The sequence below is a fragment of the Geothrix edaphica genome, assembly GCF_030268045.1.
Lineage (GTDB): Bacteria > Acidobacteriota > Holophagae > Holophagales > Holophagaceae > Geothrix > Geothrix edaphica.
This window is the reverse complement of record NZ_BSDC01000003.1, coordinates 365388-386768: the sequence shown is the minus strand read 5'-3', so window position 1 is coordinate 386768 and position 21381 is coordinate 365388. Positions and strand designations below refer to the sequence as shown.

16 protein-coding genes are annotated in these 21381 nt (G+C 68.1%); 10 read left to right on the top strand and 6 right to left on the bottom strand.

Annotated features, from left to right (window positions below; translation table 11 throughout):
* The first annotated feature begins 104 nt into the window (after positions 1 to 104).
* The 7 genes from pdxR to QSJ30_RS12525 all read left to right on the top strand — a co-directional run bounded on the left by pdxR (position 105) and on the right by QSJ30_RS12525 (position 11130).
* Complete coding sequence (gene pdxR / locus QSJ30_RS12555; RefSeq protein WP_309559878.1) at positions 105 to 1571, top strand: MocR-like pyridoxine biosynthesis transcription factor PdxR; 1467 nt, start codon at positions 105 to 107, stop codon at positions 1569 to 1571.
* Positions 1568 to 4624, top strand: coding sequence for a serine/threonine-protein kinase (locus tag QSJ30_RS12550; protein ID WP_285609766.1), 3057 nt, complete (start codon positions 1568 to 1570; stop codon positions 4622 to 4624). The genes pdxR and QSJ30_RS12550 overlap by 4 nt, the downstream gene beginning before the upstream one ends.
* A gap of 315 nt (positions 4625 to 4939) precedes the next feature.
* On the top strand, positions 4940 to 6310 hold the full coding sequence (locus QSJ30_RS12545; protein ID WP_285609765.1) for a hypothetical protein: 1371 nt from the start codon (positions 4940 to 4942) through the stop codon (positions 6308 to 6310).
* A 45-nt stretch (positions 6311 to 6355) separates the two neighbouring features.
* Entirely contained in the window at positions 6356 to 6871 is a 516-nt protein-coding gene (locus QSJ30_RS12540) for a hypothetical protein (RefSeq protein ID WP_285609764.1), read from the top strand.
* 15 nt (positions 6872 to 6886) lie between these two features.
* Complete coding sequence (locus QSJ30_RS12535) at positions 6887 to 8278, top strand: hypothetical protein (protein WP_285609763.1); 1392 nt, start codon at positions 6887 to 6889, stop codon at positions 8276 to 8278.
* A gap of 169 nt (positions 8279 to 8447) precedes the next feature.
* Complete coding sequence (locus tag QSJ30_RS12530) at positions 8448 to 9965, top strand: hypothetical protein (RefSeq protein ID WP_285609762.1); 1518 nt, start codon at positions 8448 to 8450, stop codon at positions 9963 to 9965.
* A gap of 31 nt (positions 9966 to 9996) precedes the next feature.
* Positions 9997 to 11130: an NHL repeat-containing protein gene (locus tag QSJ30_RS12525; protein ID WP_285609761.1), complete on the top strand. Its 1134-nt coding sequence runs from the start codon at positions 9997 to 9999 to the stop codon at positions 11128 to 11130.
* A gap of 12 nt (positions 11131 to 11142) precedes the next feature.
* Here QSJ30_RS12525 and QSJ30_RS12520 read toward each other — a convergent pair whose 3' ends face one another.
* Positions 11143 to 13761, bottom strand: a complete 2619-nt coding sequence (locus QSJ30_RS12520; RefSeq protein WP_285609760.1) for a valine--tRNA ligase — start codon at positions 13759 to 13761, stop codon at positions 11143 to 11145.
* A 204-nt stretch (positions 13762 to 13965) separates the two neighbouring features.
* On the opposite strand from QSJ30_RS12520, the gene QSJ30_RS12515 reads away from it, so the two are divergent.
* A complete protein-coding gene (locus QSJ30_RS12515) occupies positions 13966 to 14313 on the top strand; it encodes a cytochrome c3 family protein (RefSeq protein ID WP_285609759.1) in 348 nt (115 codons plus the stop codon).
* A gap of 43 nt (positions 14314 to 14356) precedes the next feature.
* Entirely contained in the window at positions 14357 to 15085 is a 729-nt protein-coding gene (locus QSJ30_RS12510) for an efflux RND transporter periplasmic adaptor subunit (RefSeq protein ID WP_285609758.1), read from the top strand.
* A gap of 39 nt (positions 15086 to 15124) precedes the next feature.
* On the opposite strand, the gene QSJ30_RS12505 is transcribed toward QSJ30_RS12510, so the two are convergent.
* The 5 genes from QSJ30_RS12505 to QSJ30_RS12485 all read right to left on the bottom strand — a co-directional run bounded on the left by QSJ30_RS12505 (position 15125) and on the right by QSJ30_RS12485 (position 19998).
* The gene (locus tag QSJ30_RS12505) at positions 15125 to 15370 is read right to left on the bottom strand and encodes a CDGSH iron-sulfur domain-containing protein (RefSeq protein ID WP_285609757.1); all 246 of its coding nucleotides are present in this window, start codon (positions 15368 to 15370) and stop codon (positions 15125 to 15127) included.
* Positions 15371 to 15447: 77 nt separating this feature from the next.
* Positions 15448 to 16107 carry a hemerythrin domain-containing protein gene (locus QSJ30_RS12500; protein ID WP_285609756.1) on the bottom strand — a complete coding sequence of 220 codons (660 nt, stop codon included), beginning with the start codon at positions 16105 to 16107 and terminating at the stop codon, positions 15448 to 15450.
* Between the two features lie 275 nt (positions 16108 to 16382).
* A complete protein-coding gene (gene bioB / locus QSJ30_RS12495) occupies positions 16383 to 17336 on the bottom strand; it encodes a biotin synthase BioB (protein WP_285609755.1) in 954 nt (317 codons plus the stop codon).
* A gap of 59 nt (positions 17337 to 17395) precedes the next feature.
* Complete coding sequence (locus QSJ30_RS12490; protein WP_285609754.1) at positions 17396 to 18094, bottom strand: response regulator; 699 nt, start codon at positions 18092 to 18094, stop codon at positions 17396 to 17398.
* Entirely contained in the window at positions 18091 to 19998 is a 1908-nt protein-coding gene (locus QSJ30_RS12485; protein WP_285609752.1) for an ATP-binding protein, read from the bottom strand. Before QSJ30_RS12485 ends, QSJ30_RS12490 begins: the two co-directional genes overlap by 4 nt.
* 137 nt (positions 19999 to 20135) lie before the next feature.
* Between QSJ30_RS12485 and QSJ30_RS12480 the strand changes: the two genes are divergently transcribed.
* Positions 20136 to 21365 carry an ammonium transporter gene (locus QSJ30_RS12480; RefSeq protein ID WP_420798795.1) on the top strand — a complete coding sequence of 410 codons (1230 nt, stop codon included), beginning with the start codon at positions 20136 to 20138 and terminating at the stop codon, positions 21363 to 21365.
* The last annotated feature ends 16 nt before the right edge of the window (positions 21366 to 21381 follow it).

The window sequence follows — 21381 nt, the reverse complement described above, 5'->3', positions numbered from 1 at the left end:
CACCCCCCTGGGGGGCCGGGCCCCGGTCCGATGCTCCAGGTTCCAACAACATTCCTTTGGTCGGGTGGATCCCTTAGACTGGAACCCCCTCCCCGGAGCCAACCCTGAGCGCACGGACGCCCACCGTCTTTCTCGATCCCCAGAGCCGGGAGCCGGTCTATCTCCAGATCGCGCACTCTCTCATGCAGGAGATCCATCGGGGCCGCCTTCACCCCGGGGATTCGCTGCCCGGGTACCGGACCCTCGGCGAACGGCTGGGCGTGAGCCGCAACACCGTGATGGCGGCCTATCGGGAATTGCAGGCCGAGGGTTGGGTCGTCTCCACCCCGGGGGAGGGCAGCGTCGTGGCGCCCGACCCGCCCACGCGGATGCATGGGCAGTCCCCGACCGCTGGCGGGGCCTCCGAGGCGACCACCATGGGGTTCGACCTGGCTTCGGGGCTGCACGAAGCGGCGCCCAAGGGGGCGCCCGGCCTCCTGAAGGTGGGGAGCGGCCTGCCGGATCCCCGTCTCCTCCCTGGCGCGGAACTGGCCCGGGCCTACCGCCGGGCCCTGGTGCTGAACCGCCAGCAGAACCTCGAGCTGGAGGATCCGCAGGGCCATCCCATGCTCCGCCAGTCGCTGGCCCGGATGCTGGGCGAGGCCCGGGGCATTGCCGCCTCGCCCGAGAACATCCTCGTCACCCGGGGCAGCCAGATGGCCCTCTTCCTGGTGGGCCAGGCACTGCTTTCGGCGGGAGAGGCCGTGGCGGTCGAGGCCCTGGGCCACCCGGGGGTATGGGAGGCCTTCGCCCGGGCTGGCGCCCGCTGCCTGCCCGTCCCCGTGGACGCGGAAGGCATGCGCGTCGGAGCCCTGGCCCAGCTGGCGGAATCTGAGCGGCTGCGGGCCGTCTACGTCACGCCACTGCGCCAGTACCCCACCCTGGTGCCTCTTACCAGTGACCGGCGCCACCGGCTGATGGCCCTGGCCCAGTCCCACCGGTTCGCCCTCATCGAGAACGACCAGGACAGCGAGTTCCTGTTCGAGGGCCGCCCCCGGGCTCCCCTGGCGGCGGAGGACCGCTCCGGGGTGGTCGTCCACGTGGGTACCCTCAGCAAGATCTTCAGCCCCAACCTGCGCCTGGGCTACGTGCATGGACCGGCCCCTCTCATCGCCCGCATGCGCGCCCTGCGGCAGGCTCTGGACCGCCAGGGGGACATGGTGCTGGAGCGGGCCTTCGCCGAGCTGCTGGACGATGGGGCCATCCACCGCCACCTCAACCGCATGCAGCTGGCCTACCGGACCCGCCGCGATGTCCTCTGCCGGGCGCTGGAGCGGGCCCTGGGCGATCGCCTGCGCTTCCAGGTGCCGGAGGGCGGTCTGGCCCTGTGGGCCCAGGTGGCGGCTGGCGTGGATGTGGACCGCTGGTCGGCTCGGGCGCTGGAGCATGGCGTGGCCTTCCAGCCCGGGCGGCGCTTTGCCTTCGATGGCAGCCCCGTGCAGGGCTTGCGCCTGGGGTTCTCGAACTACCCGGAATCGGATCTGGAAGAGGTGGCCCTCCGCATGCGCGCGGCGCTGGACGGGGATCGATGAGCCTGCTGCTGACCTCCTTCGATGGCCGGATCACCCTGAAGGGCGTCCTGGGCATCGGCGGCATGGGCGAGGTCCACCGGGCCTGGGACGCCGGGCTGGAGCGCCCGGTGGCGGTGAAGTTCGTCCGGAGCCAGGATCCGCAGGAGGCGGATCGCCTCCTGCTGGAAGCGCGCCTCCAGGCCCGCGTGGAGCACCCGAACGTGGTCCGCGTGCATGACACGGGCACCCTGGAAGGGCGTCCCTGCATCCTCCTCCAGCTGGTGGAGGGGCGGACCTTCGCAGACCCCCGCACCGAAGGGGATTGGCGGGTCGAGGTCACCCTCGCCGCCCAGGCCGCCCGCGGCCTGGGGGCAGCCCACCGGATGGGCCTCGTCCACCGCGATGTGAAGCCGGCCAACATCCTCGTGGAGGATACGGAGGAGGGTCCGCAGGCGCGCCTGACGGATTTCGGCCTGGCGCGGGATGAAGAGGGCGGTCTCACCCGCTCGGGCCTGCTGATGGGCACGGTGGATTTCATGGCCCCGGAGCAGGTCTCGGGCGCCGCCCCGGTGGATTTCCGGGCCGACATCTACGGTCTCGGCGCCACCCTCTATGCTGTCCTCGCTGGCCGCCCGCCGTTCCGGAATCCCGTCGGATCCACGGCGAAGGCGCCGGGCACCCTGGACCTCCATGGCGCCACCGCCGCGGGAGATCTGCACCCGGGCGACCTGTTGCGCCGGGTGCTGGAGAAGGATCCGCTTCCGCTCACCACAGCGGTCCCCGGCCTGCCGAGGGACCTGGCGACCGTCGTGGCCAAGGCCATGGAGAAGGCGCCGGAACGGCGCTATGCCACTGCCGAAGCGCTGGCCGACGACCTGGAGCGGGTGCTGAAGGGCCAGGCCATCCTGGCCCGGCCCATGGGGTGGCTGGAACGCGGCCTGCGCTGGTCCAAACGCAACCCTGCGGCCGCGAAGGCCCTCGGCGCGAGTCTCACGGTGATGCTGGCCACAGGCGCCTTCGCCACTTGGAACAGCCGCCGCAGCACCCTGGCCGCCCTGGAGGCGGCCCAGATGGGAGGGGAGGCCAAGGCCCTGGAGCTGCGCATGCGCATGGCCCACCTGGCCCCGGCCCACGACATCCGGCCAGTGAAGGCGGAGCTTCGACTGGCACTCGCCCGATTGCAGGCGCGCAAGGGGGCCGCCGAGGCCCCATCTGCCTATGCGCAGGGGCGCATCCACCTGATCCTTGAGGAACTGGAGCCGGCTCGAGTGTCCCTGGAACGCGCGTGGGTTCTGGGGTTCAGGGGTCCCGATCTGGAAGAAGCCATGGCGACTGTCTACAGCCAACTCTACGAGCAGGCCCGCCAGGAGGCGGAGGGGCTGAAGGACCCGGCCTACCGGACGCGGCGACTGGCGGAAGCGGATCTCCGTTTTCACCAGCCGGCCCTCCGTCACTTCCAGGGAGCTGGATCAGATCGGGTCCTGCAGGCGCGGCTCGCCATGCTGGAGCAGCACGACGAGAAGGCGCGGGATCTCGCCCAGGCGGCTCGCCGGGCCGATCCGGAACGAACGGAAGCAGGTCTGATCGAAGCGCAAGCCTGGATGAACCTCATGGTGAAGGCCTATGACCTTCAGCATTTTGAAGAAAGTGAGCGCTGCGCGCGGGAGGGGCTGGCCATCACACAGGCACTGGCCCGCGTGGTGCGAAGCGACCCAGCGGTGCATCACCTGGCGGGCCGATTTCACGCCTTTCTCACGAGTCTGGCCCAACGACGCGGCCTGCCCCTGAGGGCCGATGCCGAGGCGGGTTTCCGGGACGTGGAACACGCCCTGATCCTGGATGCCGATTCGCCACGCCCCTGGTTGAACAAGGCCCTGATCCTGGCGAATCTCAGCCGGGCTCCCAAGGCTCCGGGGGATCCCTCCCGATTGGAGTATTGCCTGGCCGGAGTGGAGGCCTGTCGGACGGCGGCCCGCCTGGCACCTGATTCAGCCCGGCCGCTCGCCCGCTTTGCCTACGCGCTCTACGACCTCGGAGGTGCTCAGGAGGATGTGGGACAGGACCCGGGTCCCGCCCTTCGGGAGGGGCGCGCCGTGGCGATCCGCCTGGACGCGATGGAACCCTGGGACCCTTCGGGGTTGAGATGGGCCTTCGCCTGTTCCGAAATGGAGGCCCGCATTCTTCTGGACCACGGACGGGATGCCTCTGAACCCCTCGCCATGACCCAGTCCCTGGCGGAGCAAATGCAGGGCAAACCCGGGGTCACTGCAGCCAACCTCCAGGAGAATATCAAAACCCTGGAACTGCTCCTGGCCCTGGATGCCCAGGCCAGGGGCAAGGATCCCGAGGCGCATTTCCACCGTTCCTACGAAGCAAGTGAGGCCCTCCGACGCCTTGAGCCTGACCAGACGAATCCGGTGTTCTTCACTGGCTGGACTGCGATCCGTTGGATGGAAGGGCGGATCCTCCTTGGACGACCAGTGGAGGATGTACTGGACCGTGCCCTACCGGTGGTGGTGGCTGCCCATGAACGCTGGCCGAAGGAACCTCAGTTGAGGATCCATCTTGCCAAGATCCTCGGCTTTGGTGTCAGGGCCTCTCTGGACCTCCCCCGAGGCGTTGATGCCGACAGGCTCCGGGCGGCAAGGGTGGCACTCAAGGGGGCCCGGGCACATATCACGCCCACCGAGTCGGCCGACCTAGAAGGCTGGTTGGCTCTCGCCGCCTCGGCGTCGCCTGGGCCAGGACGGCAGGCGGAGGCGAAGGCGGCCCTGGCTTACTTCACCTCCGCGGTTCATCGCCATCCCACCGACCTGGGCGTGATCGAAGGCTTGGTGAGAGCCCAATGCGGCCTGGGAAGGCCCTCTTCGGCGCTGCGCGTCCTTGAGTCCATGGAACCGGCCCTTGCCAAGAAGCCAGAGGTCCAATGCCTGAAGGTTCGGACCCTGCGTGCCCTCGGGCGTGACGCAGAAGCGGATCGCCTCGCCACAGAGACTCAGGTGGCCCACCCGGTATTCGCCCAGCACGTGGCCCTGTCCTTGGGAACTCGTCTGGCCACCACCCCCGCCCCATGATCGACCTCCGCCGCCACACCGTCCGACGGGGGTGACAGACCCTCCAGGGGCTGCAACAGCCGGTTGAAGCCTGGCCCTTGCCCCTGGTCCTGCAGGTGCCTGGTGTGGACGCCCGCCGTCCATTCAGCGGGAGCTCCGGGGACCCTGATGCTTCAACCGATGGGAAACCCCTCCGTTCCCAGCATCCCGCTTTCAAACAAACGCATGGGCCCCTTGGCCGATCCCGGTAAGAGGTGGCCCAGCCCCTTTCTGCAAAGCGTGCCTGGGCTGGACCGGAGGGGGGCGCCAACCTGGGCCGACCTCTCTGGAGCCCCCATGGCCGCCCATCCCGTTCCTCGCCTCCTCGCGCTGGCCCTGTCGGCCGCACTCGTCCTGGGATGGCTCACCGCCTGCGGCGGAGGTAGCGGGGGTGGCGGGAGTGCCGCCGTCCCGCCACCGCCCACGGCGAAGGCCTGGGGGGTGGCCGCGCTCATCGAGACCGACAATGCTGGCCCTGCCTATCTCCCGCAGGTCGCCATGGATGGCAACGGCAATGCACTGGCGGTATGGCAACAGCACGATGGCATGCGCTTCAACCTGTGGTCCAACCGCTACACGGTCGGTGCTGGTTGGGGGGTGGCCACCCTCATCGAGACCGACAACATCAGTGATGCCTCTGACCCACAGATCGCCGTCAACGCCAGCGGCAACGGCCTGGCGGTATGGGCTCAACACGACGGTGCACACCGCAACATCGTGGCCAACCGCTACACGGTCGGCACCGGGTGGGGTACCGCCGTGCTCATTGAAACCGACAACGCCGGCAACGCCAACCAACCCCAAGTCGTGATGGACGCCAACGGCAATGGCCTGGCGGTATGGACTCAGGATGATGGCACGTACCAGACCGTCATGGCCAACCGCTACACGGCGGGCAGCGGCTGGGGCACCGCCGCGACCATCGAGACTGGCATCGTGGGGGATGCGTTCGAACCCAGGATCGCCATCGGCGCCAACGGCAATGCCCTGGCGGTGTGGGTCCAGTCCGACGGCACGCGCCTCAATGTCTGGGCCAATCGCTACACGGTTGGCTCCGGCTGGGGCACGGCAGGGCTGATCGAAACCGACAACGCAGGTGATGCATATAGCCCTCGGATCGCCCTTGATGCCAACGGCAATGGCGAGGTGGTGTGGTCCCAGTTCGATGGCACGCGGAACAATATCGTGGCCAACCGCTACGCCGCCGGCAGCGGGTGGGGCACGGCGACCATCCTCGCAGGGGCGAGTAACGTCGGTACCCCCCAGATCGCTTTTGACCCCAGCGGCAATGCCCTGGCCGTGTGGGTTCAATCGGACGGCGCAAGGTATAGCATCTGGTCCAGCCGCTACATCGCCGGCACCGGCTGGGGCACGGCGGCGCTCATCGAGACCGACAATGCGGGTGATGCCGGTAGCCCCCAGATCGCCTGCGACGCCAGCGGCAATGCCCTGGCGGTGTGGGGTCAATCGGACGGCACGCGCATCAACATCTGGACCAACCGGTATACCGCTGGCAGTGGCTGGGGCACGGCCGCACTCCTCGAGACCGACAACGCGGGTGATGCCAACGAGCCCCAGATCGCCATCGGTGGCAACGGCCAGGCGCTGGCGGTGTGGTACCAGTCCGACGGCACGCGCAGCAACATCTGGTCGAACCGCTTTCAGTAAGCCGCACCTGAGCCCATTCCACCCTCCTTTTCTCCTGGAGTTCCCATGTTCAAACCGCTCGCCATCGCCATCATGTTGATCGCCTCACCGACCTGGGCCCGGGCCCAGCCGGTGACACACCTGGGCGTTCCCGCCGCCAACCTCGTCGCCGTGGATATCAGCACGCGCTCGGATCTTTCCACCGGCGCAGTGACGACGGATGTGGGAACCCTTGAAAATGGGGTCTGGACCTGGCAATTCGGGGTGAAAGGCTTCGAAGTCCCCAAGGGCCGCACCCTCATCATCACTGATGCCCAGGCCTGGGTGCTGCACGAGCCGGGGACCGGCACGCCGGCCTCTCTGGAATTGATGCTGGAACACCCCGCGGCCGGCTATTCGGGCAGCATGGCCCTCTTCACCTTCGCGGACATCCCCGCCAACGCCATGGGCGTGAAGCGCCAGACCTGGACCAGCGGCTTCATGGTGCCCGAGGGCATGAGCGTGAAGATCTGGGTCCAGCAGTTCTACCCCCTGAGCCTCATGTCCATGGCCCGCATCGTCCTGCACGGCTACTACCTCTGAGAGGGTGGGGGATCCATGCGCCAGCACCTGATCGCCGGAACGCTGCTCGGCCTCCTCGCCGCCTGCGGCGGAGGCGGTGACGCCACCACTCAGGCCCAGGTCCCGGCCCCTCCCCCAGTTCCGGCCTGGCATGCGCCCGTGGAGCTCGCCGCTTCCAGCTACATGGGCGGCGCCCTGCTGGCGGGAGATGGGAAGGGCGCCGTCCTCGCCGCCTGGATGCGGACGGGCGTCGATTCCGGGGGCACGCCCTACTGGGAACAGGTGGCGGCCCGCCTGCGCGCCGACGGCACCTGGGAGGCCCCCCAGGCGCTGGATGGGGCCAGCGGCATCAACGGCCTCCAGTTTCCCGTGGCCGCCATGGATGCCCGGGGGAAGGGACTCATCGCGTGGTTCGATGCCGTGCCCCGCAGCACCACCACGCGCCTCCGGACAGTGCCGGTGGACCTGGGCTCCCCCGCGCCCTTCGGCGCACGGGCCACCGCCCTGACGGTCGATCTGAAGGCCCCCGCGAACCTCCACCTGGCTACCGGGTCCGATGGCAGCGCCCTCGCGGCTTGGTCGGGCCTCCGCACGGACCCCGCGCTGGGGGTGGACTTCCCCACCGTCCAGGTGTCCCGGCTCGAGGCGGGCGGAGCCTGGGGCACCCCCCAGTCCCATCGCCTGAACATGTACTCGAGCCAGTTCCTCCATGACCTGGCGGGCGATGGCCGGGGGGCCTACACGCTCGACTTCTCCACGGGCGACGATGCCTCGGTGGAGAACGTGGCGGTGGATTACGCACTGGGCGCCAGCACCGCGGTCGGCATTGCGGGGTGGGGGCCCCTCTCCCAGCTGGCCCTTCCCACGGGCCATCCTTCCGTCTGGTCCCTGGATGCGGAGGGCCGCCTGGAGACCTGGCTTCTCTATGGGGTGGCCGGCGAGGGGGACGCTCAGCGCCAGGCCTGGCCCCGCAGCCGCGCCACATCGGGCACCTGGACCGTGGGGGACAAGGTGAGCCTGCCCCTGCCCGCCCGCAGCCTGGTCGCCTTCCGCTCGGCGGGGGACGCGGGCTGGCTGGCGGGGCTGGGATCCGAGGGTCTGTGGGTGGCGCCCCTGTCCGGCGCGGCGCCCGGCACGCCCCGGACACTCCTGCCGCTGCCCACCACGACCGAGGTCATGGTGGGCACCCGGGACGCTGCGGGCCGCCCGGCGCTGTTGTGGATCCAGCGCGGCGCTGGCGGCGTCCATGAGGGCGTCGGCTTCTCCCGGTGGGATGGCGCCGCCTGGACGGCTCCCGCGATTCTTCCGGGAACGGCCGGGAAGACCATCCAGAGCCTGTTCGCCGTCCCAGGCCCCATGGGCCTCCTGGCGGGATGGGTGGAGGTGGGCGACCGCGTCCTGTTGTTCCGTACTGCGCTCTGGAAGTGAGCCCAGCGGGGTGGCCCAACCCCTTTCCTGGAAGTGTGCCTGGGGCGGTCCGCAGTCGGGCCGCACGCTGGGCCATTCCCCGAGGTTTGTGATGAGAGGTCCCATGGCCCTCCGATCCCTCCGCATGGCCTTCCTTCCCGCCATCTTCCGACTGTCCCAGGAGCCCCGAATGATCCGATCCGTGCCAGCCTCCCTCCGCCTCTGCTTTGCCAGCGCAGCCCTTGCCCTCGCCCTTGCCTGTGGGGGCGGTTCCGGCTCCAGCACACCGCCGCCCACCAGCATCGCCGGCCCCCGCCTGACCACGCCACCCTCCGCCCAGGCGGGCTACCGAGGTGATGTGGTGACCTTCCGGGTGGCGGCGGAAGGAACGGGCCACAGCTATCAGTGGTTCCGCAACGGCACCGCCATCGCCGGGGCTGCCACGGATTCCTACGCCCTGCCGGTCCAGGCGGCGGATGACCAGGCCCGCTACAGCGTGCGGGTGACGGCTTCCACCGGAGGGGTCACCACCAGCCCCGAGGTCCTGCTGGATGTGCTCTACGCCGACCCGGCGGTGGTGGCGGGCCATGACCACGCGCTGGCGATCACCACCAAGGGGCGCGTGTATGCCTGGGGCGTGGGGGGCAACGGCCAGTTGGGCCTTGGGGACTACCAGGCCCGCATGGCGCCGACGGCCGTGCCTCTGCCCGGACCTGCGGTGCAGGTGGCGGCGGGCTGGGGGCACTCCGTGGCGCTGCTGGCCGATGGCCGCGTCTTCTCGTGGGGGGCCAACACCTCAGGCCAGCTCGGGAACGGCACCACGACCATGAGCAACAGCCCGGCCGCGGTGCCCGGGTTGGCCAGCGTCGTCTACATCACCTGCGGGTACAACCACAACCTTGCTGCCAAGGCGGACCAGTCCGTCTGGATGTGGGGCTACAACTCCCACGGCCAGCTGGGCCAGGGGGACAAGACCAACCGCCTGAGCCCGGTCTCGATTCCGGTTGCCGCCTCCCAGGTGGCCGATGTGGCCCTGGGTGAGCTGCACACGCTGATGGTGGACACCTCCAACAACCTCTATGGCTTCGGCGACAATGGCTACGGCCAGCTGGGCCTCCCCTACTCACCCACGGCCGAATACCTGACCATCACCCAGCTCCAGAGCGGGGGCGTGAAGGCGGCCCGGGCTTTCTCGCTGTATTCCGTCCTCCTCGGCACGGATGGCCTGCCCTACGGCAGCGGCGAGAACGGCTATGGCCAGCTGGGGGATGGCAGCCAGGTGACCCGGTATGGCTGGGTGCCCATGAGCACGGCGGGGCTGCCTTCCGGGACCACCCTCGACCGTGTCGTACCGGGGCAGTACCACACGCTCTTTCTGGGTGGGCAGGGAGCCGTCGCCTCGGTGGGCTACAACTGGTACGGCCAGCTGGGGCTCGGGTCTGCCACGACCACGTCCACCACCGCCTCCCAGGCCATCGCCGGGCTCACGGCCCTCCAGGCGAGCTCGGGCTACTGCTCCTCCTATGCCCTGCTGCCGGATCTTACGGTCAAGGCCTGGGGCTACAACAACAATGGCCGGCTGGGCGACGGCACCGCCACCGACCGCCCCTCACCCACGACGATCCCCGGCCTCTCCCTGGGGCCCATCCCCACGGGCGTTCCCGTCCCCCCTCCCAGGAGCGAGGGCCTTGGAGTGACCCGGCTCTGAGCACCCCTTTTGACCTATCAAGGAGTCATCCATGACACGCACGAGGCTGCTGCTCGCCCTTCTCACCGTTTCCCTCACCGCCCAGGTGGATCCCTACCTCGAACCGCCCAAACCCTACCCCCTGCTGGAACGCCCCTTCATGCCGATCAAGCCGGGCGTGTTCAGCCCGGAAGGAAACCCCATCCCTATAACCATCTACCAGCCAGCCTGCGCCCCCAATGAGGACATCACCCGCTGGGTGGGATCCAAGGCCACCTTCGATCTGGCTGAACGCCCCATGGACGGATCGCATCCATACTTCGCCACCCTGGGTTGGCCCTCGGCCATGGCTTCGGATGGCAGTTCAAGGGTGTGGTTCGTGGAGGACTTCGATTACACCGTCCGCATGGCCACCACTGGCGGGATCCACACGGTCGCCTATCCGTACTGGGTCACGGGGCCGTCGGGAGGCGCTATCCTCCCCGGCGCGGTGACGGCCATGGCCTACGATGAACGCCGGCGGGCTGTGCATATCGGGATGGGCAACGAGGGAATCCGGTCCTTGTACGGCACCGCCCTTGCGAGCTGTGTGGAGGCGAGGTATGGGAGCCAGGATGGGTCGATCTGGGGCGCAGGAACGGCCAGCGTCACCTGGGTCCAGGCGCTGGCTTCGGATTCCGCCCAGGACCGGCTCTTCATCCTGGACAATTGGACCATCCGCGTCCTGGACCTCCTCTCGGGGAACCTGAGCACGCTGAGCACCAAGGTGCTGATTCCCAGCCAAGACGGAAGCTACTCCTACCCGCTGTCTCCCCGGCTGCTGGCGTGGAATGCGTGGACGAATGAACTCATCCTGGCCTCGGATCGTGAGGTGGTGGCCCTCTCGCCCGCCACCATGGACGTCCGTCTGCTGCTGGGCCCTGGAACGAACCCGGCCTCCCAGGGAGACATCAAGGGGATGGCCGTGGACGCCTGCGGCCGGGTGATCGTGTCTGAGTTCGGTAGCGGCCGGATCCTCGAAGTCGACCCCAGGGCAGGGCAGGCGGTCGTTCGGGAACTGGGGCCCTTCCGGCCCACCACGGTGGACACCGAACCCAAGATCGAGAATCCCTACGCCCTCGTGCCCATGTACGACGGGGTCGTCCTGGGCGACGGGAGCTCCCGCACCCTTCGCCTCATCCGCTGATCCGCCCATCCATCAACCGAGCAGCGCCTTCACCTGCTGGAGGCGCTGCTCTTTCTCTTCGGCCTGGCCGCGCAGCTTGGCTACGGCGGCTTCGGGGGCCTTGGTGACGAAGCTCTCGTCGGCGAGGCGGGCGCGAAGGGGCTCCAGCTCCTTCTCCAGCTTGGCCAGCTCCTTTTCCAGCTTGGCCTTCTCGGCGACAGGATCCTTGAGGCCGGCCAGCTCCAGGGCCACGGCGCCACCCGCCACCACGGCCACCGTGCGGGTGGGCGAGGCGAGGTCCTCTTTCGTGAAGGTGACCGACTCCAACCGGGCGATGGACTTCAGGGCCTCGGTGAAGGGCTCCAACTCGGTGATGGAGCAGAAGGCAGGCACCCGCTTGGCGGGATCCACGCCCTGCTCGGCCTTGAGGCGGAGGAAGGCCGAGAGCACTTCCTGGAACCGGGGGATGATCGTGGCGTCGCCACCTTGGAGGTGGAGGATCTTCTCGTCCACGGGCCAGCTTCTCAGAGCCAGCAGAGCCGGCTCTGAGTCCGGTAACCGCGGAGCGATGACCGCCTCGTGGATTTCCTCGGTGAGGAAGGGCACGAAGGGATGCAGGGCGCGGAGCAGGATGTCGAGGAATCGCAGGATGGCGGCCTTCTGGCCCGGTGTGCCACTCAGCAGTTGAACCTTCGCCAGCTCGATGTAGGTGGCGCAGAAATCATCCCACACCAGGTGGTAGAGCAGATCTGAGGCCTCGTGGAAGCGGAATTCCTCCAGGGCCTTGGTCACAGCCGTCAAGGTGTCGCGCATTTCCTTGATCAACCAGAATTCGGCCTCGCCGAATTCTGGCGCCGTCGCCAGCGTGACGGATTCATCCAGATTCATCTGGACGAATCGGGAGGCGTTCCAGAGCTTGTTGCAGAAATTGCGGCTGGCCTCGAGCCGCGCGGGGCTCATGGCGATGTCGGTGCCGGGCGCGGCCATGATGGCCAGGGCGAAGCGCAGGGCGTCCGTGCCGAACTCCTCCATCACCTCGAGGGGATCGATGACGTTGCCCTTGGTCTTCGACATCTTCTGGCCGCTGGCATCGCGCACCAGGCTGTTGAAGTAGACCTTGCGGAAGGGCACGTCACCCATCCAGGTGAGGCCTGCCATGGCCATGCGCGCCACCCAGAAGAACAGGATGTCGTAGCCCGTGATGAGCACGCTGGTGGGGTAGTAGCGCTTGAGATCCTCGGTCTGGTCGGGCCAGCCGAACACACTGAACGGCCACAGCGCCGACGAGAACCACGTGTCCAGCGTGTCAGGGTCCTGTTTCAGCTCCTGTGCTCCGCATGCGCAGCATGCGGAGGGTTGCTCCATCTCGACGTGGAGTTCTCCGCACGTCGCGCAGGTCCAGGCCGGGATGCGATGCCCCCAGACCAGCTGGCGGCTGATGCACCAGTCCTGGATGTTGGTGAGCCAGTGCTCCCATACGGCGGCGTGGTGCGAGGGCGTGAACTGGATGCGCCCGTCGCGGACCGCGTCCAGGGCCTGGACGGCGGCGTCCTTCACGTCCATGAACCACTGCTCGCTGACGAGCGGCTCCAGAACGGCGCCGCTGCGATCGCTGAGGCTGATCTTGTTGGTGTAGTCCTCCACCTTCACGAGAAAGCCCTGTTCTTCGAGGTCGGCCACCACGCGCTTGCGGGCTTCGAAGCGGTCCAGGCCGGCGTAGGCCCCGGCGGCGGCGGTCATCTTGGCGTCGAAGCCGATGATGGTGATGGACTCCAGCTTCAGACGCTGGCCTGCGGCGAAGTCGTTGGGGTCATGGGCCGGCGTCACCTTCACGCAGCCGGTGCCGAAGGCGGGATCCACGAAGCTGTCGGCCACCACGGGGATCTGGCGGCCCGTCAGCGGGTGGTCCATGAGCTTGCCGATCATGCCCTGGTAGCGCTCATCGTCCGGATGCACCGCCACGGCCGTATCGCCCAGCATGGTCTCGGGCCGCGTGGTGGCCACCACCACCTCACCGCTACCGTCCGCCAGGGGGTAGCGGAGGTACCAGAGCTTGCCCTTGCGCTCCTCGTATTTCACTTCCAGGTCGCTCAGCGCCGTCTGGAGGGCCGGGTCCCACTGGATCATGCGGGGCCCGCGGTAGATGCGCCCGGCCTTGTAGCTCTCCACGAAGACCTTGCGCACGGCCTTGTTGAGGGCCGGATCCAGGGTGAAGCGGTTGCGGGTCCAGTCCACGGAGCAGCCCAGGCGCTTGAGCTGGTGCTCGATGGCGCCCTGGTTCTTCTCTTTCCAGTCCCAGATGCGCTGCTCGAAGGCATCCCGGCCCAGCTGGTGGCGGTCCGTGCCCTCGGCCTTGAGCTGGCGCTCCACCATCATCTGGGTGGCGATGCCGGCGTGGTCCGTGCCGGGCACCCAGAGCGCGTCGAAGCCCTGGGCCCGCTTGAAGCGCGTGAGCACGTCATGCAGCGTGTTCACCAGGGCATGGCCCATGTGCAGGTTGCCTGTGATGTTGGGCGGCGGGATGACGATGGACCAGGGCTCCTTGCCGCTGGCGGGGGCGGCCTCGAAGGCCCTGCCTTCCTCCCACACCGAATACCAGCGTGTCTGCGCCGTCCTGAAGTCGAAAGCCTTGTCCATCTCGCGCATTGCCATCTTTGTCTTGCCTTTCCCAACTCCAAACCGGCTTTCCCGATCAGGAGGGATGTGAACGGACCTGCATCTGGAGCGGCCAACCCAATGGATCAGTCTACCTGTGGAAGGAGAGGCCTTCCAGGCAGGGACACCCGGCCGGGTGCGCCTTGAATGTAATAAGATATGATGGTCATCATTGCCTTTGCAGGAAGGATGGGAGGGCACATGCGGCTTCTTCGGATGGGGACTCTGGGGCTGGCCGGGCTGCTGGCCACCGGGACCGGCCTGGCTCAGGAGAAACCGCTGCCGGCGCCCCACATCAAGGCGAAGCTGATCTGCCACGACTGCCACCAGAAGGAGAAGCCCACCACGGCGGCGGTACCGGACGAGGCCTGCATGGTCTGTCACGGGGACTACCCGGCCATGAAGGCGCTGACGAAGGACGCCAAGCCCAACCCCCATGCCTCGCCGCACGATCCCATCCCCTGCACGGAATGCCACCGCCAGCACAAGCCGCCGGTGGTGAAATGCCTGGAATGCCACGAGGGGAAGTTCACGTTCCAGATCAAATGACGGCCCGGGGATGACAGGATGGAGGGGTCTCCGCGAGTGCCCCATGTATGTTCCCGCCCGCCTCCTCGCTTCAGCCCTGATCCTGGGGTCGCTCCCGGCCCCCGCGGGAATTCCGCTCGAGGGGCGCGTCCTGCCGTACCGGCAGGTGGAGGTCAGCGCGCCGGTGTCGAGCCGCATCATGGAAGTGCGCGTGCAGGAAGGGCAGGCCGTGAAGGCGGGCCAGCCCCTGGCCCTGCTCTACGGGAAGCTGGAGGAGCTGGAGATGCAGCGGGCCAAGGCGCTGCTGGAGCGCCGGGAGTTCGAGGCCAAGGGCGCCAAGCGCCTCTACGACAACAAGATCATCCCCGAGGCCCGGGCGTTGGAGTCGCGCATCGACCTGGAGCTGGCGCGGCTCCAGTACGAGACGGCGGTGGAGCAGGTGCGCCTCCGCACCATCCTCGCCCCCATGGACGGCGTGGTGGTGACCCGCTATCACGAGGAAGGCGAGGCGGTGGCCGGGGCCCAGCCGATGTTCCGCCTCATGGATCTGAGCCGGGTGCTGGTCCAGTGCGCCGCGGGCCCGGTCGCTCTGGCTGCGCTCGTCCCGGGCCGGAAGGTGCGGGTGCTCCTCGCCGAACCCGGTGGCACCGCGAGCGTCGAGGGGGAGGTCGTCCTGGTGGATCCTTGTGCGGATGCCGCGGGCAAGGTCCGCGTGAAGGTGGTGGTGCCCAACCCCGAGGGCCGGATCCGCGCCGGGCTCCGAGCCCAGGTGCTGGTCCCCGAGGGGCCCTGAACGATCTCTGGCGGGCGCAGCCTCCGGTCCCTTCCGGAATCAGAGCTTCTTGTGGGTGCCGTCGCACATGGGCTTGGTGCCGCTCTGCTTGCAGCCGCAGAACCACTTGGTGCCGGTGATGTCGGCCGTATAGGCCAGGGGCACGAACGGACCGCCCTTGTGGGAGCCGTCGCAGAACGGCTGCTTCTTGCTGTTGCCGCAGGCGCACCAGTGGTAGGTCTTGCCCGCTTCGACCTCCACCTGGTACGGGCCCTTCTGGGCGATGTGGGGCGTGGGATCCGTCATGGCGTGCCTCCTGTCGGGGTGCCTGTGGATGGGAGTCCACTATAGCGCCGCCGTCGAGGGGATTTTGTTGGGCACTCTTAATCGTCCCGGCGCTCCTCCGCCTCCTCCCATTCCAGCTCGGTCCACCACTCGTATTCGAGACCCTCGCAGGTGGTGCCGAAGGAGGGGCAGGCCACGCAGCCATCACCGCGGTGAACCTCGGCATCGTGCATGGGCGGGTAGACCTGGATCAAGGCGAGGGCGCCTTCGCGGGCGGCGGCCTCGGCTCCGGTCATGGGGCGGGAAGGCAGCTCCCGCACATGGAAGCGGCGGAGGCGCTCCTCACCCTGGGGGTAGAGTACCGAGTTCTCGGCATCGATGTGCCGCCACAAGGAGCGGCTGTAGTCCACGGCCAGCGCCTCCATCTGCTGGCGGGCCTCCGCGGTGGCGAGGTCGGAGCCGAGCAGATCCTCCAGGCCGTCCAGCAGGCCGGCCATGCGCTGGTGCTCCCCGGTGAGGGCGGCGATGGGGCCGCGGTGGGCGGGCAGCTCGGCCCGCTCCGCCAGGGCCCTGAACAGGACCTCCTCCTCCTTGTGGTGGTGGAAGTCGCCGGCATAGCGACGGAAGAAGGCCATGAAACGGGGACCGTCGGCCGGATCGCCCTGGCCCTCCAGCCGCACCTTCACGAAGGTCCGCAGAGAGCCCAGCACCTGCTCGATGAGCTCGTGTTCCGCGCGGAGGTCTTCGATGAGCTGCATGATGCCTACAGCATAGAGTGCCTAACAAAACCCCGACAGGGCTGCGAGAAAGCCAGGTGGGATGCACCGCAAGGAAGGGCCCGCAGGGCGATGTGGTTCATCGTTCAAGGGCGCTGACACCGCGGGGCGCCCACCTGGCTTTCTCCCTCCGGGCGAGGACCGGCGGGCGTCGCGATGCCGCGTCACGCTCGTCGCGCGTAGTACCCGCTACGCGTCTCCTCGCGTTCCTCGCCTCGCTCGCCCGGCGGCCCTCGCGCGGCCCCGTGGGGGTTTGGTTAGGCACTCTTAACGGGGGCGCCCTCCACCCGCATGCCCAGGGCGCTCAGCAGCCAGTGGTCGTGGTTGCCGCCGGGGTTGGGGGTGGTGAGGAGCTTCTCGCCCGTGAAGATGGAATTGGCGCCCGCGAAGAAGCAGAGGGCCTGCAGCTCGTCGCTCATCTGCGTGCGGCCGGCGCTGAGGCGGATGCGGCTCTTGGGGAAGAGGATGCGGGCCGTGGCGATCATGCGGACCAGCTCCAGCGGAGGCAGGGGATCCACGTTCGCCAGCGGCGTGCCGTCCACGGCCACGAACTGGTTGATGGGGATGCTCTCGGGTGCCGGCTCCAGCTCCGTCAGCTCCTGGAGGAAGTGGATGCGCTGATCCACCGTCTCGCCCATGCCCACGATGCCGCCGGAGCAGACCTCCAGGCCCGCAGCACGCACGGCGGCGATGGTCTCCAGCCGCTCATCGAATTTCCGCGTGTGGATGATGGTCTCGTAGAAGTCGCGGCTGGAGTCGATGTTGTGGTTGTAGACTTGGCAGCCCGCCGCCTTCAGGCGCTTGGCCTGGGCCTCATTGAGCATGCCGAGGGTGACGCAGACCTCCATGCCCATGCCGGAGACGCCCTGCACCATGTCGAGCACGGCATCGAAGTTGGCATCGTCCTTCACCTCGCGCCAGGCCGCGCCCATGCAGTAGCGGGTCGAGCCGTTGGCCTTCGCCTCGGCGGCACCAGCCAGCACCTTGTCCACATCCTTGAGGGGTTCCACCTTCAGATCGGTCTGATAGCGGGCGCTCTGGGGGCAGTAGGCGCAGTCCTCGGGACACGCGCCGGTCTTGATGGAATCCAGGGTGCAGAACTGGATTTCCTCCGCGTTCCAATGCTGCCGATGGGCCGTGGCCGCCCGGTAGAGCAGTTCGGGCACAGGCAGATCGTGGATGGCGCGGATCTCGGCAGGGGACAAAGACATCGGCGGGCTCGCAAAGAGGCGATTGTACCGGAATTCTGGATCAATGCCTGGATCCTGGATCATGGCGTGGGGGCGTCCAGATTCAGGCGGTAGCCGACGTTCGGTTCAGTGATGAAATGCCGGGGCCGGGTGGGGTCAGCCTCGAGCTTGCGGCGGAGCATGGCCATGTAGATGCGGAGGTAGTGGGTGTTGCCCTCACCCCCGGGACCCCAGACTTCCGCCAGCAGCTGGCTGTGGGTGGCCACCTTTCCGTTGCGGCGCACCAGAGCCTCCAGCAGACGGTATTCCAGAGCGGTCAGCTTCACGATCCGGCCTCCCAGGCTGACCTCCCGCCGCTCGAGGTCGATCCGGAAGCCGCCGCTGCTGACCACGAGTTCGGCCACTTCGGTCAGGAGGGTGTGGCGCAGCGCCACGCGGATCCGGGCCAGCAGTTCCGCGGCGCCGAAGGGTTTGGCGAGGTAGTCGTCGGCGCCCTGGTCGAGGGCCCGCACCTTGTCGCGTTCCTGGTTGCGGGCGCTCAGGATCACCACCGGTTTGCGGCTCCAGCTCCGGATCTCCTTCAGCACGTCCATGCCATCCCGGTCGGGCAGGCCCAGGTCCAGCAGCACCAGGTCCGGGTTGTGGCTGCGCGCCAGGGCCAGGCCCTCGACGGCGGTGGCCGCGCTCAGCACCTGGTATTTCTGGCCGGAGAGGGTGGGGATCAGGAAGCGGCGGAGGGCCTCTTCATCCTCGATGATGAGAATCAGCGGTTGGCTCACCGGGCACCTTCCGGGGGCTGGGGCGGGGTGCCATCGAGGGGCAGGGCGAAGCGGAAGCTGGAACCGCCGCCTGATCGCTCCTCCACATAGATCCTTCCCCCATGGGCCTGGACGATGGCTCGGCAGATGGCGAGCCCCAGGCCCACGCCGCCTTCACGCGCCTCCGGCAGGCGGAAGAACTTGTCGAAGATCCGATCCTCGAACCCGCTCGGGATGCCCGGCCCCCGATCGGCCACTTCCAGGTGAACCCAGCCCGGCTCGTCCCAGGCCCTCAGATCTGTTTCCAGCCCTGGTGCATGGCGCTGGGCGTTCGTCAGGAGGTTGACGAGCACCTGCTCGATGAGAACCGCATCGAAAGGGGCCAGGGTCAGGTCCTGTGGCAGGTCCACATGCACAGGCAGCGCGCCCTGGCGGCGCTCCATCCGGCCCAGGGCCGAACCGACGACCTCTTCAATGGGCTGCCATTCCTTCTGGACCTGGATGTTTCCGCTCTCCAGCCGAGTGAGATCGAGGAGGTTCCCCAGCAGCTGGGCCAGCCGTTCGCTTTCGTCCTGGATCATGGTGAGCAGGTCGCGCCGGGTGGATTCTGGGATCTGGCCGGGCAGCAGGAGGCTGCCGGCCGCCCCATGAATGGCGGCGAGGGGCGTCCGGAGATCATGCCCGATGGCCCCCAGAAGGGTGCTCCGCATGCGTTCTGTCTCGCTCTCCACCTGGGCCTTGCGCGCTTCCTCCAGCCAGCGCAGGCGCTCAAGGGCCAGGGCGATCTGGACGGCAAAGGCCTTCAGCAGCTCCCAGGTGCCCGGTGGCAGGTCGGCCGTCTCCCGAGGCCGCACCTGGAGGACGCCTTCGCTCCGGTCCGTGCCCGTGAGGGAAAGGCAGTAGGCCCGGCCGATGGAGAGCGGCTCCAGTGGATCCCCGAGTCGCTCCCCGACGTCCAGCCGGGGCAGCAGTTCTTCAGGCGGGGGCAGGCCCAGATCCAGAGAGGGGGGAGGCAGAGCCCGCCATCCGGAACCTTCGGGAAACAGCAGGCAGGCCTCCGCCTTGAACACGCGGCGAAGGTGTTCCACCGCGGTGTCGGCCACTTGCCTCGGGGTGAGGCTGCGTGCCAGGGCCCGGCCCAGCAGGTACAGCGAGGCGGTGTGCACCTCCCGGCGCTGCACCTCGCGGGCCTGGTCCCGCAGCCGGTGGAGGAGCCCCACCACGGCCTGTGCGGCAAGCAGCATGGCCAGGAAGAAGAGCAGGTTCGGCCAGTGAGCCGCGGCGTCGCTGAAGCGGGGCGTCTCCAGCAGGAAGCTGTAGAGCAACGCAGCCAGGACCGAGGCCAGCACGGCGAGCCCCTGGCCCCAGCGGTGGGCGATGAAGGCCACCGCGGCCAGGTAGACCGGCAGCACCAGGGCGATGTTCCCCTCCCGCGGTACCAGCCAGGCCAGCCCCGAGCAGGCCGCCAGGACACTGAGGGTGCCCACCATGGCCCCGAAGCCGGTGCCCCGGTGTTCTGGGCCCGCTGACTCGCTTCGGTCGTCCAGGACCTCGATGCACGTGTCGAGGCCACGGCGCTGGAGTTCGTCGGCGGTGGAATGGCCCACCCGGGCCCATGGCCACCGGTCCCGCGAGCGTCCCAGCAGCAGGGCCTGCGCGTGGGAGCTGCGGGTTACTTCCGACAGTCCCTGGGCCAGGGTGGGTGCCTGGACGATCCGGATCTCGGCGCCCAGGCGCTGGGCCTCCTGCAGCCACACCTGGACCTGTTCGCCATCCTCCACCAACTGGGCGCCCCCGGTTTCCACGTGGACCGCGATCCACGGGGCGGATCGTTTCCGGGCCAGGCGGAACCCGGCCTGGATGAGGCGGAGGGCGCGCGCCTCGGCTCCGAGGGCCACCAGGATGGGGCGAGGCGCGGCTTCCATGGAAGATCCAGGGTAAACGGTGGAGCCGCATAAAAAGCGCGTAAAAAGTTGAACCGGTGGACCCGCGTCACAAGCCCTTCTCTGCATACTTCCGGCATCTGGCGAATCCGGATGAGGAGGTTCCTTTTATGGCGCCCATGCCACTGAATGTCGGGAATACAGCGTTCATGCTTCTATGCGCGAGCCTCGTCATGCTCATGACGCCGGGTTTGGCCTTCTTCTACGGCGGGCTGGTAGGCCGCAAGAACGTGCTGACGATCATGACCCAGAGCTTCGTCTCCCTGGGCTGGACCACGGTGCTGTGGTTCGCCTTCGGGTATTCGATGTGCTTCGGTCCGACCTGGCACGGCATCGTGGGCGATCCCACCCACTACGCCTTCCTGAAGGGCATCACCCTGACCACCATGTTCACGGGCAATGACGCGGGCATCCCACTGATCGTCCACGTGGCCTACCAGATGATGTTCGCCATCATCACGCCGGCGCTGATCACGGGGGCCTTCGCGAACCGCGTGACCTTCAAGGCCTACTTCCTCTTCCTGACGGGCTGGCTGGTCTTCGTCTACTTCCCCTTCGTCCACATGGTGTGGAGCCCTGAGGGCATTCTGGCCAAGTGGGGCGTCCTTGATTTCGCCGGGGGCATCGTGGTGCATAACACCGCGGGATTTGCCGCCCTGGCCTCCATCCTCTACGTGGGCCGCCGCAAGGTGGTGGAGAACGTGCCGCACAACATCCCCCTGATCGCCCTGGGCACCGGCCTTCTGTGGTTCGGCTGGTATGGCTTCAATGCGGGTTCGGAATTGCGCGTCGATTCCGTCACCGCAAGCGCCTTCCTGAACACCGATGTGGCGGCCTCCTTTGCGGCCGCCACCTGGATGCTGGTGGAGTGGATGAACGCCAAGCAGCCCAAGTTCGTGGGCCTGCTCACGGGTGCCGTGGCGGGCCTCGCCACCATCACCCCCGCGGCGGGCTATGTCTCCCTCAGCACAGCCGCCCTCATCGGCATCCTGGCGGGCGTGATCTGCTACTACGCTGTGGCCCTGAAGAACAAGCTGGGCTGGGACGACGCGCTGGATGTCTGGGGCGTGCATGGCGTGGGCGGCCTCATCGGCGTGATCTTCCTCGGCATTTTCGCCTCCAGGGCCTGGAACCCCGCCGGCACCGACGGGCTGCTCCTGGGCAACGTGGGCTTCTTCGGCAAGCAGATGGCGGCCGTGGCGATATCTTCCGTGTGGGCTTTCGGCTTCACCTACGGAATGCTTTGGATCATCGATCGCATCACGCCGGTCCGCGTGGGGGCCACGGCGGAAGAGAAGGGGCTCGATACCGAACTGCACGGTGAAGAGGCCTACCCCCAGGGGTTATGAACGCTGCGCCGCCCCG

Excerpts from the sequence above, each read along its gene's own strand:
- QSJ30_RS12510 (WP_285609758.1), top strand. The coding sequence starts at position 14,357 with ATGTATGTTCCCGCCCGCCTCCTCGCTTCAGCCCTGATCCTGGGGTCG.
- QSJ30_RS12500 (WP_285609756.1), bottom strand. The coding sequence starts at position 16,107 with ATGCAGCTCATCGAAGACCTCCGCGCGGAACACGAGCTCATCGAGCAG.
- QSJ30_RS12485 (WP_285609752.1), bottom strand. The coding sequence starts at position 19,998 with ATGGAAGCCGCGCCTCGCCCCATCCTGGTGGCCCTCGGAGCCGAGGCG.
- QSJ30_RS12515 (WP_285609759.1), top strand. The coding sequence starts at position 13,966 with ATGCGGCTTCTTCGGATGGGGACTCTGGGGCTGGCCGGGCTGCTGGCC.
- QSJ30_RS12550 (WP_285609766.1), top strand. The coding sequence starts at position 1,568 with ATGAGCCTGCTGCTGACCTCCTTCGATGGCCGGATCACCCTGAAGGGC.
- bioB (WP_285609755.1), bottom strand. The coding sequence starts at position 17,336 with ATGTCTTTGTCCCCTGCCGAGATCCGCGCCATCCACGATCTGCCTGTG.
- QSJ30_RS12480 (WP_420798795.1), top strand. The coding sequence starts at position 20,136 with ATGCCACTGAATGTCGGGAATACAGCGTTCATGCTTCTATGCGCGAGC.
- QSJ30_RS12545 (WP_285609765.1), top strand. The coding sequence starts at position 4,940 with ATGGCCGCCCATCCCGTTCCTCGCCTCCTCGCGCTGGCCCTGTCGGCC.
- QSJ30_RS12540 (WP_285609764.1), top strand. The coding sequence starts at position 6,356 with ATGTTCAAACCGCTCGCCATCGCCATCATGTTGATCGCCTCACCGACC.
- QSJ30_RS12505 (WP_285609757.1), bottom strand. The coding sequence starts at position 15,370 with ATGACGGATCCCACGCCCCACATCGCCCAGAAGGGCCCGTACCAGGTG.
- QSJ30_RS12530 (WP_285609762.1), top strand. The coding sequence starts at position 8,448 with ATGATCCGATCCGTGCCAGCCTCCCTCCGCCTCTGCTTTGCCAGCGCA.
- QSJ30_RS12525 (WP_285609761.1), top strand. The coding sequence starts at position 9,997 with ATGACACGCACGAGGCTGCTGCTCGCCCTTCTCACCGTTTCCCTCACC.
- QSJ30_RS12520 (WP_285609760.1), bottom strand. The coding sequence starts at position 13,761 with ATGGCAATGCGCGAGATGGACAAGGCTTTCGACTTCAGGACGGCGCAG.
- QSJ30_RS12535 (WP_285609763.1), top strand. The coding sequence starts at position 6,887 with ATGCGCCAGCACCTGATCGCCGGAACGCTGCTCGGCCTCCTCGCCGCC.